Genomic DNA, 19,969 nt, shown 5'->3' on the forward strand with positions numbered 1-19,969 from the left:
TCAGGCACCAGCCAACCGAGTATTGGATCTTGAATGACCAGAGCAACAGCCCGGCTCCGCCGGACGGTCTCGGCTCTCCTGTCGGCGACGCTCGCCGGGGGCATCGCTGCCACGGCGATCGCAACAGCCCCTGCGGCGCAGGCCGACACCTGGCGCGACAAGCAGTATTGGCTCAAGGAAGCAGGCATCACCAAGGCGTGGGAGGTCTCCAAGGGAGCCAACGTCAAGGTGGCCGTGATCGACAGCGGGGTGGACGGCAACCACCCGGACCTCAAGGGCGTCCTGGCCGGCGGGCATGACGTCTCCGGCGCGGGATCGAGCGACGGTCGGAAGAGCATCGGTGCCAAGCCCGAACACGGCACGCTCGTGGCCACCATGCTCGCCGGCCGCGGGCACCAGCCCAAGAAGGCCGCCAGCGCAAAACCCAGCCCCAGCGCTACGCCGTCCAAAGTCATGCCCGACGGCATCATGGGTGTGGCGCCCGAAGCCCAGATCCTCTCTGTTTCAACGTGGCTCGGCTCAGCCAATCCCGGCGGTAAAAGCGATCAGGACCAGATCCCCGAGGCCGTCCGCTGGGCAGTGGACAACGGTGCGAAGGTCATCAACATTTCGCTGGGCAGCACGTCTCCGGAATGGCCGCAGAGCTGGGACGCCGCATTCCTGTACGCCGAACAGAAAGACGTGGTGATCGTTGCGGCGGCCGGCAACCGGGTCGGCGGAAACGTGCAGGTGGGGGCACCTGCCACCATCCCGGGCGTGCTCACCGTGGCCGGTCTGGACCTCAGCGGCGCCGCGAGCACGGACTCCTCCTCCCAAGGCATCAGCATCGGGGTAGCGGCTCCGGCGGAGAAACTCGTCGGAGGGCTTCCGGGCGGCAGCTACGCCGAATGGGCCGGAACATCAGGCGCCACCCCCATCGTGTCCGGCGTGGCCGCCCTGATCCGGTCCAAATGGCCGCAGATGAGTGCCAAGCAGGTCATCAACCGGATCGTCTCCACGGCCAAGGATGCGGGCGCACCGGGCAAGGATCCGCTCTACGGCTTCGGTGTGCTCAACGCTGAGGCGGCGCTGAAGGACGACGTCGCCGAGACGCAAAGCAATCCGCTGGGGTCAATCTCAGACTGGATCCGCGTCCACCGCCGCGGAAACCTCGCCACGCCCACTCCTGTTCCTCCGGCCGAGGCGCCGAGCGCCGAGGCCACGCTGCCCGAGGCGACGGTACCTGTGGCCGAGCCTCCGTCCCAGCTGGACGGTGCCCTCCCCGCCGCCGTGGTCATTGGTTTCGGCGGCCTCTTCCTGGCCATCATTGCGGGCGCCGCCATCCAGCTGCGCCGGGTGTACCGGGGCTCAGGCGGGAGCCGGGACGACCCCGAAACAGGCGTGCTGCACAAGGTGGATCCGGGCGGGCCGACCAGTTAGTGAAGATTTTCACAAACTCATGTATTCTTGAAGCATGGCAACCACCCCCCAGCTCCAGGACCGTCCCCGGGTGCTCGTCGTCGGCGGCGGGTACGTCGGCCTGTACGTAGCACTGAAACTGCAGAAGAAGATCGCGAACGCCGGTGGCATCGTCACCGTCGTCGATCCACTGCCCTACATGACCTACCAGCCCTTCCTGCCGGAAGTTGCCGGCGGAAACATTGAGGCCCGCCACGCGGTGGTGTCCCACCGCCAGCACCTCAAGCAGACCGAGCTCATCCAGGGCCGCGTCACCTCGATCGACCACGCCAACCGCACGGCCGTGGTTGCCCCGGCTGACGGCGGCGAAAACTTCGAGGTGCCCTACTTCGACGTCGTCCTTGCAGCGGGAGCCATCACCCGCACGTTCCCCATCAAGGGCCTGGCGGACAAGGGCATCGGCCTGAAGACCATCGAGGAAGCGGTTGCGCTGCGCAACAAGGTCCTCGATCGCATCGAGGTGGGCTCCCTCATCACCGATCCCGCCGAGCGGGCCAAGGCCCTGACCTTCGTGGTTGTTGGCGGCGGCTTCGCCGGCATCGAGTGCATCACCGAGATGGAAGACCTCGCCCGCGCGGCGGTCAAGAACAACCCGCGCGTCAAGCAGGAGGAAGTCCGCTTCGTCCTCGTCGAGGCCATGGGCCGCATCATGCCCGAGGTCACCGAGAAGCAGGCAGTCTGGGTTGTCGAACACCTCCGCAGCCGCGGCATCGAGGTCCTGCTCAACACCTCGCTGGACAACGCCGAGGGTGCCCTCAAGCTCATCAACCTGCCGGACAAGTCGGTGGCCCAGGAATTCGAAGCCGACACCCTGGTGTGGACTGCCGGTGTCCAGGCCAACCCGATGGTCCGTTCCACCGACTTCCCCCTCGAACCGCGCGGACGCGTCCGTGCCCTTCCCGACCTGCGCATCGCCGGCGACGAAGGCATCATCGAGAACGCCTGGGCCGCCGGTGACATTGCCGCTGTCCCGGACCTCACGGGCGGTGGCCTGCCGGACGGCACCTGCGTCCCCAACGCCCAGCACGCGCTGCGCCAGGCCAAGCGCCTCGCCAAGAACCTGTGGGCCTCCCGCTGGGACAAGCCGCTGGTCGACTACAAGCACAAGAACCTTGGTGCTGTAGCCGGCTTCGGCGAGTGGAAGGGCGTTGCCAACATCAACCTCCTGGGCCGCATCGGCCTCAAGGGCGGTCTCGCCTGGCTGGCACACCGCGGCTACCATGGCATGGCCATCCCCACGGTGGAGCGCAAGATCCGCGTGATCATGGGCTGGATCCTGGCCTTCTTCATGGGCCGCGACACCACGCAGCTTGAAGACCTGGACAACCCGCGCGGCGCCTTCGTGGCCGCCGCCACCCCGGCTCCCAAGCCGGCTGCTGCCCCCGTTGCTGCGGCGCCCGCGGACAAGCCCGCAGCCGCTCCGCAGGGCGGTTCGAAGGACCCTGTTGCGGCGGAAGCCAAGTAGCGCGCACTAATTGACGACGGCGGCCGTTCCCTTTCGGGGGAACGGCCGCTTCGTCGTTTTGGCCGACTTCCGCCTGACCTGTGCGTCGCGGCGGGGTCCCGGGCAGCGGCGGCCGGGAAGCTTAGACTGGCTGCATGACGGGTGAAAAGAACCTCCAGACACTGCTGGCCGCGATGCATCCCGCCCTGCGCAAAGGAGAGTACGTTTACGTGCTCTGGCCGCACGGAAAACCGCTGGCGGGCGGCATTGAGGCGGCTGTCCGGGAGGCCGAGGGGCTGACAGTAGTGTTGCCTCGCGCGGAGGCTGACGGGCTGGAGCTCCCTTACGACTTTGTGGCTGCCTGGATCACTCTCGAGGTCCATTCGGAACTGGAAGCGGTGGGGCTGACAGCGGCGGTAAGCAGGGCACTGACGCAGGCCTGGATCAGCTGCAATGTGCTGGCGGGCTTCCATCACGATCACCTGCTCGTGCCGGTGGGGGACGCCGCGAGGGCCCTGGAGGTCCTGGCGGAGCTCTCGGCCGCCAACGCCCCGGACCCTGAGCCCGTTCGGGAACTGGTGCTGCGGAACGAGAACCCCGAAGACCGCGCAGCAATCCTCAGCCTGACGGCCGAAGCCTTCGCTGTGTCCCCGGAGACAGGGCTGCCCGTGGAAGGCCAGCCGGTGGAGGTGGAGTTGCTGCGGCAGCTCTTCGACTCCGAGGAATACCTGCCGGAGTTCAGCGTCGTGGCGGAGCTCGACGGTGAAATCGTCGGGCACGTCATCAGCACGCGGGCGTGGGTGGATGGCCTGGAACTGCTGGGGCTCGGCCCCATCGGGGTGACTCCCAGGCTGCAGCGCCACGGCATCGGGTCGGCGCTGATGCGCGAAACCGTGGTCCGGGCCAACGCGGCGGGGGAGCGCGGCATCGCACTGCTCGGAAGCACGGAATACTATCCGCGCTTCGGCTTTGTGCCGTCGTCGTCGCTGGGCATCGAGGCCCCGGACAAGAACTGGGGCGACAACTTCCAGTTTCTTCCCCTCGCGCTCTGGCCCGGCGGCGTCCACGGCATCTTCCAGTACGCCGGACCGTTTGCCGCCGCGGAAGGCGATACCATTGACCGGGCGCCCCAGTAGCCCAATTGGCAGAGGCAGCGGACTTAAAATCCGCGTGTTGTGGGTTCGAGTCCCACCTGGGGTACAAATTTCCTGAGCCGCCTGGTACCGTACGGCATCCGATCCGGCCCTTCGCCGGCCCCGCTTCGCCCTGCGGCGGGCCCCATCGTCCTCCCCCTCCGCCTCCGTTTGCGCTGCCGTTCTCCAGCCGCTTCCGGCGCTCGGGGCGCGGGAATCCGCAGGTGTCCCATATGCAACGAGTGTTATAAGGATGTGACCTTACTCACTTATGTTCGGGCCTGATTTGCATTAGCTTGAAGTTAACTCAGGAACACCTGACCAATCGCATCAAAGGCCGTTCGCACCTTTCGATCGAGGAGACTCTCAATGATTTCACTCCCCCAGGCGGCGCCCCGAGTTGCTAAGCTCACAGCGCTTAGCATCGGCGTCGCCCTTCTGGCTTCGGCTTGTGGTGGCAGCTCCACCCCAACCTCGACCACCTCGGCGGCCGGCGCGGCCGGAGGTATCGCGTGCCCTGCCGCCAGCGCGACCGCTGGTGCCACCAGTACCGCGGCCGAGACCGGCTCCGTGCCGCCTTCGACAACCACCACCCCCACACCGTTGAAAATTGGATCGCTTCTGCCGACAACGGGGTCGCTGGCGTTCCTCGGGCCGCCCGAAATTGCCGGCGTTAACCTTGGCATCAAGGAGATCAACGCCGCTGGCGGCGTACTGGGTAAGCCCGTTGAGGTAATCCACCGCGACTCCGGCGACACCAAGACCGACATCGCCACGCAGTCCACCACTGCGCTGCTGGGAAGCGGCGTCAGCGCCATCATCGGTGCGGCATCCTCCGGCGTCTCGAAGACAGTCATCAACCAGATCACCGGAGCCGGTGTCCTGGAATTTTCGCCGGCCAACACCTCCCCGGACTTCACCACCTGGGACGACAAGGGCCTGTACTGGCGTACGGCTCCCTCTGACGTCCTGCAGGGCAAGGTCCTGGGTAACTACATGGCCACTTGTGGAGCCCAGACCTTGGGCATGATGGTCCTGAACGACGCCTACGGCACGGGCCTGCAGAAGAACGTGAAGCAAGCCTTCACCGCGGCCGGCGGCCAGGTCGTGGCTGAGCAGCTTTTCAACACAGGCGATTCGCAGTTCAGCAGCCAGGTCGATGCGCTGGTCGCGGCCAAGCCCGACGCCATTGCACTGATCACGTTCGACGAAGCCAAGAGCATCATTCCGCTGCTGACCGGCAAGGGAATCAAGCCGGAACAGCTGTTCCTGGTTGACGGTAACCTCTTCGATTACAGCAAGGACTTCAAGACAGGAACCCTCAAGGGATCCCGCGGCACGCAGCCGGGAACCTTTGCCAAGGAAGACTTCAAGAAGTCCCTTCTCGCGATTGATCCTGCTCTCCGGACGTTCAACTATGCAGGCGAGTCATACGACGCAGTCAACATGACCGCACTTGCAGCAGAGGCAGCCAAGAGCACGAAGGGCACGGACATTGCCAAGCAGCTCAAGGCAGTCTCTGAAGGCGGCGAGAAGTGCAGTACCTTCCCGTCCTGCGTCACCCTGCTCCGCAACGGCAAGGACATCGACTACGACGGCCAGTCCGGTCCGATCACGTTCTCTGACGCCGGTGACCCCACGGAAGCCTACATCGGCATCTACGAGTACGACGACACCAACAAGCCACAGCCTGTGAAGGAAGAATTCGGCAAGCTGTAAGCCGTTTTCTCCCAGCCACTCCGGAAGCCCCCGTCCAGCAGGACGGGGGCTTCTGCGTGCCCGCAGGCGCCGAGCCTGGACCTGCGGAGGCAACCGGAGGCCACCCCGGAGGTTGCGGGTGCCGGCACTAACCAGGCATGCAGAAGGGCCGCCACCGGATCGGTGACGGCCCTGGTCAAGGTTGCTTGCCCTGTGGGTGGCCTACTTTTCGTGTTCGTCGGCGAGCGTTCCGAGGTACAGCTGGATGACCTTGGGATCCCTCATGAGCTCCCGGCCGGTGCCCGTGTATGCGTCCTTGCCCTGGTCCAGGACGTAGCCGCGGTCGCAGATCTGCAGGCAGCGGCGCGCGTTCTGCTCCACCATGATGACGGACACGCCCGCGCGGTTGATCTCGTGCACGCGAAGGAAGGTTTCATCCTGCTTCACGGGGGAGAGGCCAGCCGAGGGCTCGTCCAGCAGCAGCACGGCGGGATCCATCATCAGGGCACGGCCCATGGCCACCATCTGGCGCTCACCGCCGGACAGCGAACCGGCGCGCTGGGCACGGCGCTTGCCGAGCTCGGGGAACAGGCTGGCGACAAAGTCGAACCGTTCGGCGAACGCCTTGGGCCGCTGGAACATGCCCATCTGCATGTTCTCCTCGATGGTGAGGGTGGCGAACACGTTGTTGTTCTGCGGGACGAATCCCACGCCCTGGGTCACCAGCTTGTTGGCCTTGAGGCCGGTCAGGTCCTGGCCGCGGACGACGACGGATCCCGAGTGCACCTTAACGAGGCCGAACATCGCCTTCAGGAGCGTCGATTTGCCCGCACCGTTAGGCCCGATGATACCGATCAACTCGCCTTTGCGGGCCTCGATGCTGCAGCCATTGAGGATGTTGACCCCGGGCAAGTAACCGGCAACCAGATTCGTGACCTTGACGACCGATTCATCCGCTGCTGCCGTGCTTGCGGCCGGGGCGGCACTCGTGGCACTCATTCTTTGTCCTTGTCTGTGCTGGCCTGATCTGGGCGCACCTGTTCTGTGCGGGTGTCGTCATCGCTGAGGATCAGTTCCGGTGCCACGACGTCCACGGCGATGATGCCTGCGTTTTCCGTGCCGACGATCGATTCCTCGTCCGCGACCAGTTCCTTCTCGAGCTCCCTGATGCCTTCAGCGGCGCCAAGGTCGACGTCGTGGTGGGCGCCCAGGTAGGCGTCGATCACGGCAGGGTTCTTCATGACTTCGCCGGGCGGTCCCTCAGCCACGATCTTTCCCTCGGCCATGACAACCACCCAGTCTGCGATGTGGCGCACCATGTTCATGTCGTGCTCCACGAAGAGGACCGTCATGCCTTCTGCCTTCAGGTTCTTGATGTGGTCCAGCAGGGACTGGGTCAGCGCCGGATTGACGCCGGCCATGGGCTCGTCCAGCATGACCAGCTTGGGCCTGACCATGAGGGAGCGGGCCATTTCCAGGAGCTTGCGTTGGCCGCCGGAGAGTGATGCCGCGTAGTCGTCCTTCTTCGTGTCCAGCTTGAATTTCTCCAGCAGGACGTTTGCCTGGTCCGTGATCTCCTTTTCGCGGCCGCCCCAGACGCCCTTGAACAGTGCCCTGGACAGTCGTTCGCCGGGCTGGTTGGAGCCACCGAGCCGCATGTTTTCCATCACCGTCAGCTTGCCCATGACCTTCGTGAGCTGGAAAGTGCGGACCATGCCCATGCGCGCCACCTTGTAGGAGGAAACACCGGCGATGCTTTGCCCTTCGAACTGCCATTTGCCGGAGTTCGGAATGTCGAATCCGGTGAGCAGGTTGAAGAGCGTGGTCTTGCCGGCGCCGTTGGGGCCGATCAGCGCGGTGATCTTGTGGCGCGGGATCTCAAGGTAATCGACATCGACCGCGTTGATGCCGCCGAAACTGCGGGTCACGTTCTCGGCGACGACGATCGGGTCCCGTTTTTTGCAGCCCGGGGTGTTCTCCCCGACGGCTATGGCGCGGGCGTCCGTCATGTAGTCGACGCCGGCTTCAGTTGATTCTTCGCTGTGCTTGCTCATGCGAACGCCAGCTCCTTCTTATTGCCAAAGACGCCCTGCGGCCTGAAGATCATCAACAGCATCAGGGCTATGCCCACCAGGATGTAGCGCAGCTGGCCCGCCTGGACTGTGGTCAGCCACGTCACTGCGCCGGACTCGATGAGTCCGTAAAGGATCCCTTGGGTGAGGGACAGGACCACCCAGAAGATCATGGCGCCGATAACCGGCCCCAGGACCGTGGCCATGCCGCCGAGCAGGAGGCAGGTCCACAGGAAGAACGTCAGCTCGGTGCCGTAGTTGGCAGGCTGGACCGCGCCGCGGGGGAGCGTAAACACCATGCCGGCCAGCGCTCCGACGATGCCGCCGATGACCAGCGCCTGCATCTTGTACGCATAGACGTTCTTGCCGAGCGAGCGCACCGCGTTCTCGTCCTCGCGGATGCCCTTCAATACCCGCCCCCAGGGGCTGCGCATCAGCAGCCAGACGATGACGCAGCAGACAACCACCAGACCCCATCCGATGACCCGGATGAAGAAGTCCCTGTTATTCATGCCGAGGTAGTTGCCCTCGGGGAACGGGTTCATCGAATAGAACCCGCCTTCGAAGGCGGCGAGTCCGTTGGCTGAACCGGTCACGGAGGTGAGCTGGTTGGTGGTGACGACGTAGCGGACAATCTCTGCCGCCGCAATTGTGACGATGGCCAGGTAGTCGGCCCGCAGGCGGAGCGTGGGTATACCGAGGATCAGCGCAAAGAGCACCGAACAGACGACGGCGATCAGGAGCCCCGCAAAGAAGGGAACGCCGAAGCTGAGGGTAGAGATGGCGAAGCCATAGGCTCCCACCGCCATGAAGCCGGCCTGGCCGAAGTTCAGCAGGCCCGAGTAGCCGAAGTGGACCGCCAGGCCGAGGGCGGCAAGTGCGTATGCGGCCGTCGTCGGGCTGAAGATTTCGCCGGCTGCGCTGGAAAGAATGAATCCGAAGTCCATGGCAGTCTCCTAACCCACGCGCTCGCGTCGGCCCAGGATGCCCTGCGGCCGGAACAAGAGGACAACAATCATGATGAACAGTGCTCCCACGTATTTGAGGTCGGCCGCGAGGCCGAAAACGGTGGTCAGTTCGACGAAGATGCCGACGATGACGGATCCGATGAGGGCGCCGAAGACGGTGCCGAGGCCGCCGAGCGTGACGCCGGCGAAGATAAGCAGCAGGATCTGCGAGCCCATGTCGAACGTGACGCCGGGACGGTAGTAGGCCCAGAGGATGCCGCCAAGGGAGGCCAGGACGCCGCCCACGATCCAGACAATCCGGATGACGGAGTCGACGTCGATGCCGGAGGCTGCTGCCAGCGCCGGGTTGTCCGCCACTGCGCGGGTGGCCTTGCCGAGCCGTGTCTTGAGAAGGACGATGCCGATCAGGCCGATCACGATTGCGCTGATCACCAGCGACCACAGGTTGTTGGGTGAGATGGAGACCGGCCCGATCTGGATTTCCGCGCTCTGGGCAAAGGGCAACTGCTGGGTGGCGCCGCCAAAGTAGAACTGGATGATGTAGCGGATTGCAAGGGCCAGGCCGATGCTGACGATCATCATGGGCACCAGCCCGCTGCCGCGGCGGCGCAGGGGCCGCCAGAGGCCGGCGTCCTGGGCCCATCCGAACAGTCCTCCGCCAAGGAGGGCCAGGAGGATGGCCAGCCAGAACGGCAGGTCCATGGCATTGAAGGTGAATACGAGAACGGCGCCGAGCGTCACCATCTCGCCGTGGGCGAAGTTCGTCAGTCCGGTGGTGCCGAAAATCAGGGACAGCCCCACGGATGCGAGGGCGAGCAGGAGGCCGAAGCTGAGGCCTGCCACGAGCCTGTTAAGCAGGTTTTGGCCGAAGTCCTGCTGTTGGACGACGATGCCCTTGCCGAAGGCGAAGATCACTGAGACGTTAGACGTCTGGCTGAACGTGACGTTGCGGGGGTTAGTCTGGCCCTCCGCCAGCTTGATGCCCTTCGGCAGGGTGGACTCGTCCAGTTGGACCTCGTAGGTGCCCTGCGACGGTACTCCGATGTTCCAGGATCCGTTGGCACCCGAGGTTGCTGTTCCAGTGAAGGCACCGCTTTTGGCGGTGATCTTGACACCTTCGAGCGGAGCGCGTGTGTCATCGCGGAGGAAGCCGCTGATGCTGTTCTGGAACTGCTGGTTCGACGGGGGTGGTGTCGGAGAAGGAGTGGCGGCCTGCGATGCTGGTGCGGCGACAAGCAGGATCGCCACGACTGCGGAGGCAATTGCCCCCATGGCCTTGAGCAATCCGGCTGGCCGCCGGCGGGGCAGGCCTCTCGGTGTGCGTCTCAAATTGAAAACCTCCACATGGGGATGGTCTGGGTTGCGTCGTTGCAACCGCTGCGAACGGAGAAGGTGACGGACGGTGGAGCGGGCGGTGCAAATGGTGCGATGCGATGCTGATGGCTTGACTTCTTGTGATATCCGTCACCCTACTTCGCCCCATGTTACAGCGAGAGCAGTACAAACTTTGCCGGTGAAGGCGGCCGCCAGATAGCGATCCGGTAACAACTGTGAAGCTGGCCGCAAACGTTAATTTAGGCGAGCTGATGAAAACTTTTGTTGTATGCGAGTATTCCTTAACTGTCTGTCGGCGCCGCTCTGACATTGCTCGCAGGAAGTGCGTCCGCCCATGTCACGATTCCGTGTCGACGGGACGGTCCGCGGAACTTTACTCACCGCTGGCGCGTGGAAATTGGTAGTTTGAACTTAGGAAATCCATTACTCACCCTTTATTTGGAGGACACCCGCAATGGCACTTGGCGGAAACCCGATCTTCAACGGAAAGAATTTCCGTGAAGCCACCCAGGCACCGCCTGTCCCGCAGGCGTACGGCCAGAACCCCTACGGCCAGAACCCCTATGGCCAGAACCAGTACGGCCAGGCGCCCGTCATGGACGCCCCCAGGGGCTGGGGTTCCCAGCAGCCGAACATGACGGATGACCAGCTGCAGCAGATGTACAACCGGCCGGCCGCCGGGCCGGTCGAAACCGGGCGGATGTCCTACGACGACGTCATCGTCAGGACCGCAGCCTGCCTCGGCGTCTTGGTGGCCGGAGCTGCCGTCACGTTGTTCCTCAGCATGTCGCTGGCCGGCCTGCTGATGATCGTCGGCGCGCTGGGCGGGTTCGTCCTGGCAATGGTCAACACGTTCAAGAAGCAGCCCTCGCCCGCACTTATCCTGGCTTATGCCGGTCTTGAGGGGCTCTTCCTCGGCGGACTGACACGCATCCTTGACGCCTTGTACCCGGGTGTCGGGCTGCAGGCCGTGATCGGCACACTCTCCGTCTTCGCGGTGACCCTCCTGCTCTTCAGGAGCGGCAAGGTCCGCGCCACACCCAAGGCCATGCGCTTCTTCATGATCGCCATGATCGGCTACGCCGTGTTCGCCCTCGTCAACATGGCGATGGTCTGGACCGGCGCGGTGCAGTCCCCGTTCGGCCTCAGCACGAGCTTCGAGATCTTCGGCATTCCGCTGGGCGTTTTCATCGGCATCCTGGCCATTGGCCTGGCCGCTTTCTCGCTGATCATGGACTTCACGAGCATTGAAGCCGGCGTCCGGGCCGGCGCACCCGAGCGCTTCGCCTGGACGGCAGCCTTCGGGCTCACCGTCACCCTGGTCTGGCTGTACGTGGAAATCATCCGCCTGCTGTCCATCCTCCGCGGCGAAGAATAGAACCAAAGCCGGCATACGCCGTCGTGAATTGATCAGCCGTGATTTGATCACAGGAGAGGGCCCCGCTTCCGGCGGGGCCCTCTTTGCGTTTCCCTCAGGCGCCCCCTCACGCGCCCGGAGGCGACGGACCGGGTTAGCTGAGGCGTTCCAGAACGACGGCCATGCCCTGTCCGCCGCCCACGCACAGGGTGGCCAGTCCAAGTGATCCGTCCGTCTCGCGAAGGCCGTTGAGCAGCGTGGCGGTCATGCGCGCCCCGGTCATACCGAAAGGGTGGCCCAGGGCGATGGCGCCGCCGTGGACGTTGAGTTTCGCAGAGTCGATCCCCAGTTCGCGGGCGCAGGCCACTACCTGGACCGCGAAGGCCTCGTTGAGCTCCACGAGGTCGATGTCACCGATGCCCAGGCCGGCCGAAGCCAGGGCCCGCCGCGTGGATTCCACGGGGCCCATCCCCATCAGCTCCGGTGAGAGCGCACTGACACCGGTTGAGACGATGCGCGCAAGCGGCTCCAGCCCCAGTTCTTTGGCCCGCGAGTCGCTCATGATGACGACGGCGGCCGCGCCGTCGTTGAGGGGGCAGGCGTTTCCGGCCGTGACGGTGCCCTCTCGCCGGAAGACGGGCTCCAGGGCGCTGACGCCTTCGAGGGTGACGCCGGCGCGCGGCGAGTCGTCCCGGTCCACCACGGTGCCGTCGCGCCGTTGATAGGGCGTGATTTCCCGGGCATAGAAGCCTGAGGCGATGGCCGCCTCCGTGCGGTTCTGGCTCAGCACGGCCCATGCGTCCTGATCGGCGCGGCTGATGCCGTACATCGTGGCAACGTTCTCGGCCGTCTGTCCCATGGCGATGTAGATGTCCGGCATTCGGCCGCCGAGCCTCGGGTCCGTCCAGGGGGTGTTGGACGCGGCACGTGCGGCGGTGCGCAGGCGTGCCGGTTCGAAGAGCGGGTTGTGGTTGCCGGAGTCGGTTTCGCCTGCCCCGGCCCAGTTCTGGTACCGCGACACTGCTTCGACGCCGGCAGCCACGAAGGCCTGCCCCTCGCCGGCCCGGATGGCGTGGAAGGCCATGCGGACGGTCTGCAGGCTCGAGGCGCAGAACCTGTTGATGGTGGCGGCGGGCACAGGGTCCAGGCCGGCCAGGATGGTGACCACGCGGGCCATGTTGGAACCGGCCTCGCCGCTGGGCTCGGCACACCCGAGATACAGGTCATCCAGCCCCGGCCCGCTGTCCCCGGTGGGGTCGAACGACGGCAGCTTGGCCAGCGCCGCACCCACCATGGCCGCGGCGAGGTCGTCCGGCCGCTCGTCCTTCAGTGACCCCTTGAAGGCTCGTCCGATCGGGCTCCTGGCGGTTGAAACAATGACTGCTTCCGGCATGCGCCCAGCCTACGCCGGTGCTATGCCAGCCGCATCGCCCCGGCAGCGGGGGTGACAGTGAAGATGTCAGGCGCGGTGTAGCCTGCGCGGGCAAAGGCCTGTTCGACGGCGGCGCGCACCTGCTGCTCCGCTGTCACCGGTGTGAGCGCGATGGCCGCGCCGCCGAAGCCGCCGCCGGTCATCCTGGCGCCGATGGCCCCGTTAGCCCGGGAGGTTTCGACCGCAAGGTCCAGTTCTGCGCACGAGATTTCAAAGTCGTCGCGCATTGAGGCGTGGCTGGCGTCCAGGAGCCCTCCGATCGCTGCGGGGCCCTGCCGGCCGAGGAGCTCCACGGTCTGCAGCACGCGGTCATTTTCCGTGACGATGTGCCGGACCCTGCGGAACGTGACTTCGTCCAGGAGCCCGCTGGCCTCCTCCAAGTCATCCGGTCCGACGTCGCGCAGTGCCCTGACCCCGAGCACCTCGGCGCCCAGCTCGCAGGAAGCGCGGCGCGAGGCGTAACCGCCGTCGGCATGGGAGTGGGACACCTTGGTGTCGATCACGAGCATGACCAGTCCCGCGTTCTCCGCCTCGAACGGCACCAGCTGCACGCTTTGGTCGCGGCAGTCCAGGAACACGGCATGGCCCTTGGATCCGCGCAGCGACGCGGACTGGTCCATGATGCCGGTGGGGGCGCCCACGAAGTCGTTCTCGGCGCGTTGCGTGGCCAGGACCATTTCCTCGGGGCTGAGTCCGGCGCCGGTGATGTCGTTCAAAGCGGAGATAACGGCGCATTCGATGGCGTGGGACGAGGAGAGACCGGCACCCAGCGGGACGTCGGAGTCCAGCAGCAGGTCCAGGCCCGGAACGTCGATCCCGCGTTGCTGCAGGGACCAGATGACGCCGAGCGGGTACTTGGTCCACCCCTTGGCCGCCCGGCGATCCAGCGAGGCGGTGTCCGCCGTCGTCAGGCCCTGGTCCCCATAGGTCGACAGGAGCCTGACGGCTGAGCCGGGACGCACGCCGACGGCGACGCGCGCCGTCTTGTCGATGGCGAACGGGAGCACGAAGCCCTCGTTGTAGTCCGTGTGCTCGCCGATCAGGTTAACCCGGCCGGGGGCCTGCCAGACACCGTCCGGCAGGCGGCCGAAGGCGGTTTGGAACTGTTCCGCGAGGTGCGTGGTGCTGACGGCGGGGGTCATGCGTGGGCTCCTTCGGTAAGTCCAGGGGCGGACGGGGCGAGTGCGGGGGCCGGTGAGGCGGGATCAATTGCCGGTGAGGCGGGATCAATCGCCGTCGAGGCGGGAACCGTGACAGCGCGGAGCCTCTCAGCCACAAGCTCGGGGGTGGTGTCGTTGATGAAGGCCCCCATGGCCGCTTCCGATCCTGCCAGGTACTTCAGCTTGTCGGCAGCGCGCCGGGGGGACGTGAGCTGCAGGTGCAGGTAGCCCGCCGGGCGGAGCAGGTCGTCCACCGGCGCCTGGTGCCACGCGGAGATGTACGGGGTCGGCGTCGGGTAGAGGGCGTCCAGGCGTTTGAGAAGGTCGAGGTACACGTGAGCCAGCTCGTCTTTCTCCTCGCCGCTCAGGGCGGCCAGATCGGGGACCTGGCGGTTCGGCACCAGATGGATTTCCAGCGGCCACCGTGCGGCAAACGGTACGTAGGCGCTGAAGTTCCCGCTTTCCATGATCATGCGGCTGCCGTCCTCGCGTTCCGCGCGCAGCAGCGAGCCGGTCAGCGTCTGCAGGCCGCCGGCGTCGTCATAGAACTTGCGCGCAGCCGCCCCCATCACCGCGGCCCGGGGCGTGACATAGGGGTAGGCATAGATCTGGCCGTGCGGGTGGTGCAGCGTGACGCCAATTTCGGCGCCGCGGTTTTCGAACGGGAAGACCTGCTTGATGCCGGGCAGTGCGCTGAGTGCTGCGGTGCGGTGTGCCCAGGCCTCCACCACCGTGCGTGCGCGGGTTTCGCTCAGGCCGCTGAACGAGCCCGTGTGCTCGGGCGTGAAGGTCACCACCTCGCACCGGCCGAAGGCGGGTCCCGTGGTTCCCCAGCCCGGGTTGTCCGGAACGGGACCCAGTGCGGGCCCGAGGGAGGGGAAGCGGTTTTCGAACACGGCGACGTCGTAGTCCGGCGCCGGGATCTCCGAGGGGTTGGCGTCAGTGGTGGGGCAGATCGGGCATTGGTCCGCCGGCGGCAGGTGCGTGCGGGTCTGGCGGTGCGCTGCCACGGCCACCCATTCGCCGGTGAGGGCATCGAACCGGACTTCACCGGGTTCGCCCCTGGGCGGCAGGTCCCGGTGGTCCCGGGTGGTTTCCACAGATCGGGGCCGGGTGGAGCCGGCGTCGTCGAAATAAAGCAGTTCGCGGCCGTCGGCTAGCTGTGTGCTGGTGATGTGGTTCATGCGTCGTGTCCTTTGTGCGCGGTAACCTGCGGCGTCCGGCCGGCAGGGAGATGGGAATGGGGTTGCGCTGCGGAGGCCGGGAGGGCGGCCTGTTCGGCGCGGGCAGGGACGGTCGCTATGCGCAGATCGCCGACAGCTTGTGTGAGCACGTCAGCGGCCGCGTTCCCGGAGCCACGGGTGGTGATTCCGGAGTCGGTAATGAGCGTGCCGATGGACGACAGCGGCGCGATTCCCGCCAGGCCGACGACGCCGTACTTCGACGCATCGGCGAGAACCACAAGCGCTCCCGAAGCCGCAATCATGGCGGCGTTGACCTCGGCTTCCAGAAGATTCGGTGAGGTGATGCCGGCCTCAGGGTCAATGCCGTGGACTCCCATGAAGCAGAGGTCCGCATGAAGGTTTTCCATGGCGTGCATGGTGACCGGTCCCACGAGCGCCTCGGAGGGCGTGCGCTGCCCGCCCAGCACCAGCGTCCGGATGCCGCCGTGCGCCCCGGGGCCCGGGGCGCCGGGGACCAGGGCTTTGGCCACCATGATGGAGTTCGTGGCCACCGTCAGCCCGAGGCCCCGGGGGAGGAGGCGGGCAAACTCGTAAGTGGTGGTGCCGCCCGAAATGAGCAGGATCATGTCCGGCCGGAGCAGGCTCAGCGCTTCGGCTGCAATGGCCCGCTTCGCTTCGGTTTCCTGTGCCGACTTGCTGACAAATTCGGGTTCGATGGCGCTGAATGTGCCGGTCCGGGTGGCCCCGCCGTGCACGCGAAGCAGCTGGCCTTCGGCATCGAGGGTGTCGATGTCCCGCCGCACTGTCATTTCCGAGACCCCGAACACGCTGGCAAGATCCGCCACGCGGACGGTCCCGCTGGCTTGGAGCTCCTGGAGGATCCGGTGCCGCCGCTGGGTTGCGAGCAAGGGGCTCCTCCTTTCCTGACATGTCCGGCATCCGGTACCGGTTCGGTGCGTGCCGGGTGCGGCCGTGCGTGTGACTGGTGCATCCGCGCCTCTGTGGGGCGTATCACCATTGTGGCACAAAACGATCAAAAACAAATACTTTCTAACAAAAGATAACAATGGAGTCTGCCAGCCGCACGGCCCCGGAGCGTTGTACGGTAGGTTCCATGACTCCCGCCGCCGCTCCCGATTCCAGCGAAAACCACTCGGAACCCAGGCGTTATGCCTCCGGCAGGCAGTACGAGCTGAGGCGGGGCGACGCGCTCGCGGTGGTCACCGAACTCGCCGCGGGACTCCGTTGGTACAGCCGCGCCGGCATCCAGCTGACCGAGACGTACGGCGATTCGGACATCCCGCCCGGAGCCACCGGAATCACGCTGGCACCCTGGGCCAACAGGGTTGAGGACGGCGTCTGGCACCTTGACGGCAAGAAGCAGCAGCTGGACATCACTGAGGTCTCGCGGAACAACGCCAGCCACGGGCTCCTGCGCAATGCGTCGTACGCGCTGGTCACGGAATCCGAGTTCTCGGTGACCCTTGAAGCCCCGGTGTTCCCCCAGCACGGATATCCGTTCCTGGTGCGGCACCGCGTGGAGTACTCGCTGGCCGAAGACCTGGGGCTCGAGGTCCGGCAGACGCTGATCAACGATTCCCAGGCGGACGCGCCCTTCGTGCTGGGCGCGCATCCGTACCTCCGCCTCGGTGAAACGCCCAGCGAAGAGCTCACCCTGACAGTCAGCGCCGCGACGCGTTTGGTGGCGGATGACAGGCTGATTCCCCGCAGCTCCGAACCCGTCAGCGCCGACAGCGACCTGCGGCACGGGCGGAAGGTGGGGGACCTCGACGTCGACGTCGCCCTCACTGATCTGCAGTTCGACGGCGGGATCGCCCGCCACACGCTGTCTGCGGCGGACGGCCGCAGCGTCAGCCTGTGGCAGGACGAAACGTGCCCGTTCGTCCACGTGTTTGTGACCCGCCAATTTCCGGGCCGGCCCAAGGCCGTGGCCATCGAACCGATGACCGGCCCGGCGAACGCCTTCAACTCCGGCGACAGCCTGCGCTGGCTGGCGCCGGGCGAATCCTTCACCATGACGTGGGGGATCGGCGCCGCCGTGGACGCCGCCGACTAGCGCGTTCCCTGGCCACGTGGCAGCACCCCGTTTCCCATTGCCGCGAGGCTAGGGAATTATTGGGCTATGACGCCAGCCAAGGACGCCGCACCAGAAGAATTCCCCACTGCAACGAGAGTGCCGCCGCCCGTCCTGGCCGGGCAGCCCGTCAGGTCGGACCGGGACCTGGAGCAGGACATTCCCTACGGCGTCCGCATAGCGGCCGCGTGGGCATGGCGCGTTGGCCTGATCCTGCTGATCAGCGGTGCCCTCATGTGGCTGCTGGCCAAGGTCAGCTTCCTCATCATCCCTGTCATGGTGGCGGCGCTGCTGGCCGGCCTGCTCAGCCCGGTGACAAAGTGGCTGCGGAAGCGGCGCCTTCCGAACGGGGCAGCCGTTGCCGCGACCGTCCTTGGTTTCATCGGACTGATCGCCGGATCGCTCGCACTCGTAGGGCGGCAGCTTGCGCTGGGCTTCGAGGAACTGTGGACCGAAGCGCTGACCGGCGTCCAGCAGGTCCAGGACTGGCTTGCCGAAGGACCGCTGCATCTCACCGCCGCGCAGATCGACAAATACATCCAGGAAGCAACGGCTGCGCTGCAGAACAACAGCAGCAGCATCCTGAGCGGGGCGTTGTCGTTCGGCAGCACCGCCGGACATTTCGCGGCAGGGCTGGTGCTGGCGCTCTTCATCCTGATCTTCTTCCTCCTGGAAGGGGACCGCATCTGGGGCTTCCTGGTCCGGCTCCTGCCCAGGCGTGCGAGGATTCCGGCCTACGGCGCAGGCCGGCGCGGGTGGGCGTCGATGGTCAGCTACGCCCGGATCCAGATGTTCGTGGCCTTCGTGGATGCCGTGGGAATCGGAGTGGGCGCGGCCATCATCGGCGTCCCGTTGGCGCTGCCCCTGGGTGTGCTGGTCTTCATCGGCTCGTTCATTCCGGTGGTCGGTGCGCTCGTGACGGGCGCCATCGCGGTGCTGCTGGCGCTGGTTGCCAACGGCCCCGTGAACGCGCTGATCATGCTGGGGATCGTCCTCCTGGTCCAGCAGCTCGAAAGCCACATCCTCCAGCCGCTGGTGATGGGCAGGGCCGTTGCGCTGCATCCGGTGGCCGTGATCCTGTCCGTCGCCGCCGGTTCGTACCTCGCCGGAATCCCCGGTGCGCTGTTCTCAGTCCCCATCCTGGCCGTAGCAAACTCGGCGATTCGGTATATTGCCGGTAGAACGTGGGAACATGAACTTGTGCCGGCTGCCGCGGATGGCAGTGCCATTGCGGGTTCTGCCGGTGCCGGGCTGGACAACACGTTCAAGGAAGTCCGGCTGCCGGGTGCGCATCCCGGCCACGGCAAAGATGCCGATCGTACAACGGGGGCTCCGGGCAGCAGTGCCGCTCCGGGCTCCGACGTCGAATCCCCCAAAGGAGAATAGTTCGTGAACACCCCCGAAAGCCTTCCCGTCACGCTGGACGATGTCCTTGAGGCGCAGAAGCTGCTTGACGGGATTATTACCCGGACACCGGTGGAATCCTCCAGGGCACTGGGCAGCATGGTCGGCGGCGACGTCTTCTTCAAGTGCGAGAATCTCCAGCGCGCGGGTTCCTTCAAGGTGCGCGGTGCCTACGTCCGGATGGCGCGGCTCTCCGAGGCGGAGAAGAGGCGCGGCGTGGTGGCCGCCTCCGCCGGCAACCACGCCCAGGGCGTGGCCGTCGCGGCCAAGAGCCTGGGCATCAAAGCGCGGATCTACATGCCGCTCGGTGTGGCACTTCCGAAGCTCGCAGCCACCCGGAGCCACGGCGCCGAGGTTGTTCTTCACGGTCACAACGTGGACGAGGCCCTCGCGGAGGCGCAGCGGTACGCGGACGAGACCGGCGCCGTCTTCGTCCACCCGTTCGATAACGTGGACGTCGTGGCCGGCCAGGGCACGGTGGGCCTTGAAATCCTCGAACAGGTCCCTGACGTTGACACCGTCCTCATGGGCGTCGGCGGCGGTGGCCTGCTCGCCGGAGTGGCGGTCGCCATCAAGGCCAGGGCCAAGGAGCTGGGCCGGGAGATCCGGATCATCGGGGTCCAGGCCGAAAACGCTGCCGCGTACCCGCCGTCGCTGGCGGCTGACGCACTGGTGCCGCTGAAAAAGGTTTCCACCATGGCCGACGGCATCGCCGTTGGCCGTCCCGGGCAGCTGCCGTTCAGCATCATCCGCGAACTCGTGGATGACGTGGTCACCGTCAGCGAGGATTCCCTCGCCAGGGCACTCATCTTCCTGCTGGAGCGGGCCAAGATGGTGGTGGAACCGGCCGGCGCCGTGGGGGTCGCCGCGCTCATGGACGGCAAGATCGAAAACCCCGGAACGACGGTGGTGGTCCTTTCGGGCGGCAACATCGATCCCATGCTGATGCTCAAGGTTATTCAGCGCGGTCTGTCCGCGGCCGGCCGCTACATGACCGTCCGGATGATGCTCGATGACCGGCCGGGTTCGCTGGCCACCATCGCCCGCATCATCGCCGAGAACGACGCCAATGTGACCGGCCTTGACCACACGCGGGTGGGCGGTTCCATCAGCATGGGGGACGTCTCCATCACGGTGAACCTGGAAACCAAGGGCCACGAGCACTGCGAACAGGTCCTGGCCGCCCTGCGTGCCGAGGGATTCCAGCCGATCGTGGTGCACTAGGAACC

16 protein-coding genes and 1 tRNA gene are annotated in these 19,969 nt (G+C 65.9%); 9 read left to right on the top strand and 8 right to left on the bottom strand.

All coding sequences use genetic code 11. The features are described from left to right. Positions 1–33 precede the first annotated feature (33 nt). The 5 genes from ASG92_RS13625 to ASG92_RS13645 all read left to right on the top strand — a co-directional run bounded on the left by ASG92_RS13625 (position 34) and on the right by ASG92_RS13645 (position 5,754). Positions 34–1,419 carry a S8 family serine peptidase gene (locus ASG92_RS13625; RefSeq protein WP_056629229.1) on the top strand — a complete coding sequence of 462 codons (1,386 nt, stop codon included), beginning with the start codon at positions 34–36 and terminating at the stop codon, positions 1,417–1,419. 34 nt (positions 1,420–1,453) lie between these two features. Beyond that, on the top strand, positions 1,454–2,923 hold the full coding sequence (locus tag ASG92_RS13630; RefSeq protein ID WP_056629232.1) for an FAD-dependent oxidoreductase: 1,470 nt from the start codon (positions 1,454–1,456) through the stop codon (positions 2,921–2,923). 134 nt (positions 2,924–3,057) lie between these two features. Then, complete coding sequence (locus ASG92_RS13635; RefSeq protein WP_056629634.1) at positions 3,058–4,038, top strand: N-acetyltransferase; 981 nt, start codon at positions 3,058–3,060, stop codon at positions 4,036–4,038. Continuing rightward, a tRNA-Leu gene (locus tag ASG92_RS13640) sits at positions 4,029–4,102 on the top strand. Before ASG92_RS13635 ends, ASG92_RS13640 begins: the two co-directional genes overlap by 10 nt. A gap of 302 nt (positions 4,103–4,404) precedes the next feature. Then, entirely contained in the window at positions 4,405–5,754 is a 1,350-nt protein-coding gene (locus ASG92_RS13645) for an ABC transporter substrate-binding protein (protein ID WP_056629233.1), read from the top strand. A gap of 201 nt (positions 5,755–5,955) precedes the next feature. Here ASG92_RS13645 and ASG92_RS13650 read toward each other — a convergent pair whose 3' ends face one another. Genes ASG92_RS13650 through ASG92_RS13665 form a run of 4 tightly spaced genes read right to left on the bottom strand, consistent with a single transcriptional unit; the run spans position 5,956 to position 10,045 of the window. Next, positions 5,956–6,732, bottom strand: coding sequence for an ABC transporter ATP-binding protein (locus ASG92_RS13650; RefSeq protein ID WP_056629235.1), 777 nt, complete (start codon positions 6,730–6,732; stop codon positions 5,956–5,958). Next, a complete protein-coding gene (locus ASG92_RS13655) occupies positions 6,729–7,787 on the bottom strand; it encodes an ABC transporter ATP-binding protein (RefSeq protein WP_056629237.1) in 1,059 nt (352 codons plus the stop codon). The genes ASG92_RS13650 and ASG92_RS13655 overlap by 4 nt, the downstream gene beginning before the upstream one ends. Next, positions 7,784–8,752: a branched-chain amino acid ABC transporter permease gene (locus tag ASG92_RS13660; protein WP_056629239.1), complete on the bottom strand. Its 969-nt coding sequence runs from the start codon at positions 8,750–8,752 to the stop codon at positions 7,784–7,786. Before ASG92_RS13660 ends, ASG92_RS13655 begins: the two co-directional genes overlap by 4 nt. A gap of 9 nt (positions 8,753–8,761) precedes the next feature. Continuing rightward, the gene (locus ASG92_RS13665; protein ID WP_056629241.1) at positions 8,762–10,045 is read right to left on the bottom strand and encodes a branched-chain amino acid ABC transporter permease; all 1,284 of its coding nucleotides are present in this window, start codon (positions 10,043–10,045) and stop codon (positions 8,762–8,764) included. Between the two features lie 517 nt (positions 10,046–10,562). Between ASG92_RS13665 and ASG92_RS13670 the strand changes: the two genes are divergently transcribed. After that, positions 10,563–11,486, top strand: coding sequence for a Bax inhibitor-1/YccA family protein (locus ASG92_RS13670; RefSeq protein ID WP_056629243.1), 924 nt, complete (start codon positions 10,563–10,565; stop codon positions 11,484–11,486). Positions 11,487–11,619: 133 nt separating this feature from the next. On the opposite strand, the gene ASG92_RS13675 is transcribed toward ASG92_RS13670, so the two are convergent. Genes ASG92_RS13675 through ASG92_RS13690 form a run of 4 tightly spaced genes read right to left on the bottom strand, consistent with a single transcriptional unit; the run spans position 11,620 to position 16,149 of the window. Next, positions 11,620–12,858: an acetyl-CoA C-acetyltransferase gene (locus ASG92_RS13675; protein WP_056629245.1), complete on the bottom strand. Its 1,239-nt coding sequence runs from the start codon at positions 12,856–12,858 to the stop codon at positions 11,620–11,622. A gap of 20 nt (positions 12,859–12,878) precedes the next feature. Then, the gene (gene galK / locus ASG92_RS13680) at positions 12,879–14,039 is read right to left on the bottom strand and encodes a galactokinase (protein ID WP_056629247.1); all 1,161 of its coding nucleotides are present in this window, start codon (positions 14,037–14,039) and stop codon (positions 12,879–12,881) included. Next, positions 14,036–15,241 carry a galactose-1-phosphate uridylyltransferase gene (galT, locus tag ASG92_RS13685; RefSeq protein WP_056629249.1) on the bottom strand — a complete coding sequence of 402 codons (1,206 nt, stop codon included), beginning with the start codon at positions 15,239–15,241 and terminating at the stop codon, positions 14,036–14,038. The genes galK and galT overlap by 4 nt, the downstream gene beginning before the upstream one ends. Next, on the bottom strand, positions 15,238–16,149 hold the full coding sequence (locus ASG92_RS13690; RefSeq protein ID WP_082579499.1) for a DeoR/GlpR family DNA-binding transcription regulator: 912 nt from the start codon (positions 16,147–16,149) through the stop codon (positions 15,238–15,240). The genes galT and ASG92_RS13690 overlap by 4 nt, the downstream gene beginning before the upstream one ends. Positions 16,150–16,355: 206 nt before the next feature. Here ASG92_RS13690 and ASG92_RS13695 point away from each other — a divergent pair, with 206 nt between their 5' ends. The 3 genes from ASG92_RS13695 to ilvA all read left to right on the top strand — a co-directional run bounded on the left by ASG92_RS13695 (position 16,356) and on the right by ilvA (position 19,964). Then, on the top strand, positions 16,356–17,318 hold the full coding sequence (locus tag ASG92_RS13695; RefSeq protein ID WP_056629251.1) for an aldose 1-epimerase family protein: 963 nt from the start codon (positions 16,356–16,358) through the stop codon (positions 17,316–17,318). 66 nt (positions 17,319–17,384) lie between these two features. Next, entirely contained in the window at positions 17,385–18,722 is a 1,338-nt protein-coding gene (locus tag ASG92_RS13700) for an AI-2E family transporter (RefSeq protein WP_082579500.1), read from the top strand. 3 nt (positions 18,723–18,725) lie between these two features. Next, positions 18,726–19,964, top strand: coding sequence for a threonine ammonia-lyase (gene ilvA / locus ASG92_RS13705; protein ID WP_056629253.1), 1,239 nt, complete (start codon positions 18,726–18,728; stop codon positions 19,962–19,964). The last annotated feature ends 5 nt before the right edge of the window (positions 19,965–19,969 follow it).

Origin of the sequence: Arthrobacter sp. Soil736, from assembly GCF_001428005.1 — a bacterium.
Taxonomy (GTDB): domain Bacteria; phylum Actinomycetota; class Actinomycetes; order Actinomycetales; family Micrococcaceae; genus Arthrobacter.

What these genes read in the sequence shown, in the direction of transcription:
- galT (WP_056629249.1), bottom strand. Translation starts at nt 15,241, where the DNA reads ATGAACCACATCACCAGCACACAGCTAGCCGACGGCCGCGAACTGCTT.
- ASG92_RS13635 (WP_056629634.1), top strand. Translation starts at nt 3,058, where the DNA reads ATGACGGGTGAAAAGAACCTCCAGACACTGCTGGCCGCGATGCATCCC.
- ASG92_RS13655 (WP_056629237.1), bottom strand. Translation starts at nt 7,787, where the DNA reads ATGAGCAAGCACAGCGAAGAATCAACTGAAGCCGGCGTCGACTACATG.
- ASG92_RS13665 (WP_056629241.1), bottom strand. Translation starts at nt 10,045, where the DNA reads ATGGGGGCAATTGCCTCCGCAGTCGTGGCGATCCTGCTTGTCGCCGCA.
- ASG92_RS13645 (WP_056629233.1), top strand. Translation starts at nt 4,405, where the DNA reads ATGATTTCACTCCCCCAGGCGGCGCCCCGAGTTGCTAAGCTCACAGCG.
- ASG92_RS13675 (WP_056629245.1), bottom strand. Translation starts at nt 12,858, where the DNA reads ATGCCGGAAGCAGTCATTGTTTCAACCGCCAGGAGCCCGATCGGACGA.
- ASG92_RS13660 (WP_056629239.1), bottom strand. Translation starts at nt 8,752, where the DNA reads ATGGACTTCGGATTCATTCTTTCCAGCGCAGCCGGCGAAATCTTCAGC.
- ASG92_RS13700 (WP_082579500.1), top strand. Translation starts at nt 17,385, where the DNA reads ATGACGCCAGCCAAGGACGCCGCACCAGAAGAATTCCCCACTGCAACG.
- ASG92_RS13695 (WP_056629251.1), top strand. Translation starts at nt 16,356, where the DNA reads ATGACTCCCGCCGCCGCTCCCGATTCCAGCGAAAACCACTCGGAACCC.
- ASG92_RS13630 (WP_056629232.1), top strand. Translation starts at nt 1,454, where the DNA reads ATGGCAACCACCCCCCAGCTCCAGGACCGTCCCCGGGTGCTCGTCGTC.
- ASG92_RS13670 (WP_056629243.1), top strand. Translation starts at nt 10,563, where the DNA reads ATGGCACTTGGCGGAAACCCGATCTTCAACGGAAAGAATTTCCGTGAA.
- galK (WP_056629247.1), bottom strand. Translation starts at nt 14,039, where the DNA reads ATGACCCCCGCCGTCAGCACCACGCACCTCGCGGAACAGTTCCAAACC.
- ASG92_RS13650 (WP_056629235.1), bottom strand. Translation starts at nt 6,732, where the DNA reads ATGAGTGCCACGAGTGCCGCCCCGGCCGCAAGCACGGCAGCAGCGGAT.
- ASG92_RS13625 (WP_056629229.1), top strand. Translation starts at nt 34, where the DNA reads ATGACCAGAGCAACAGCCCGGCTCCGCCGGACGGTCTCGGCTCTCCTG.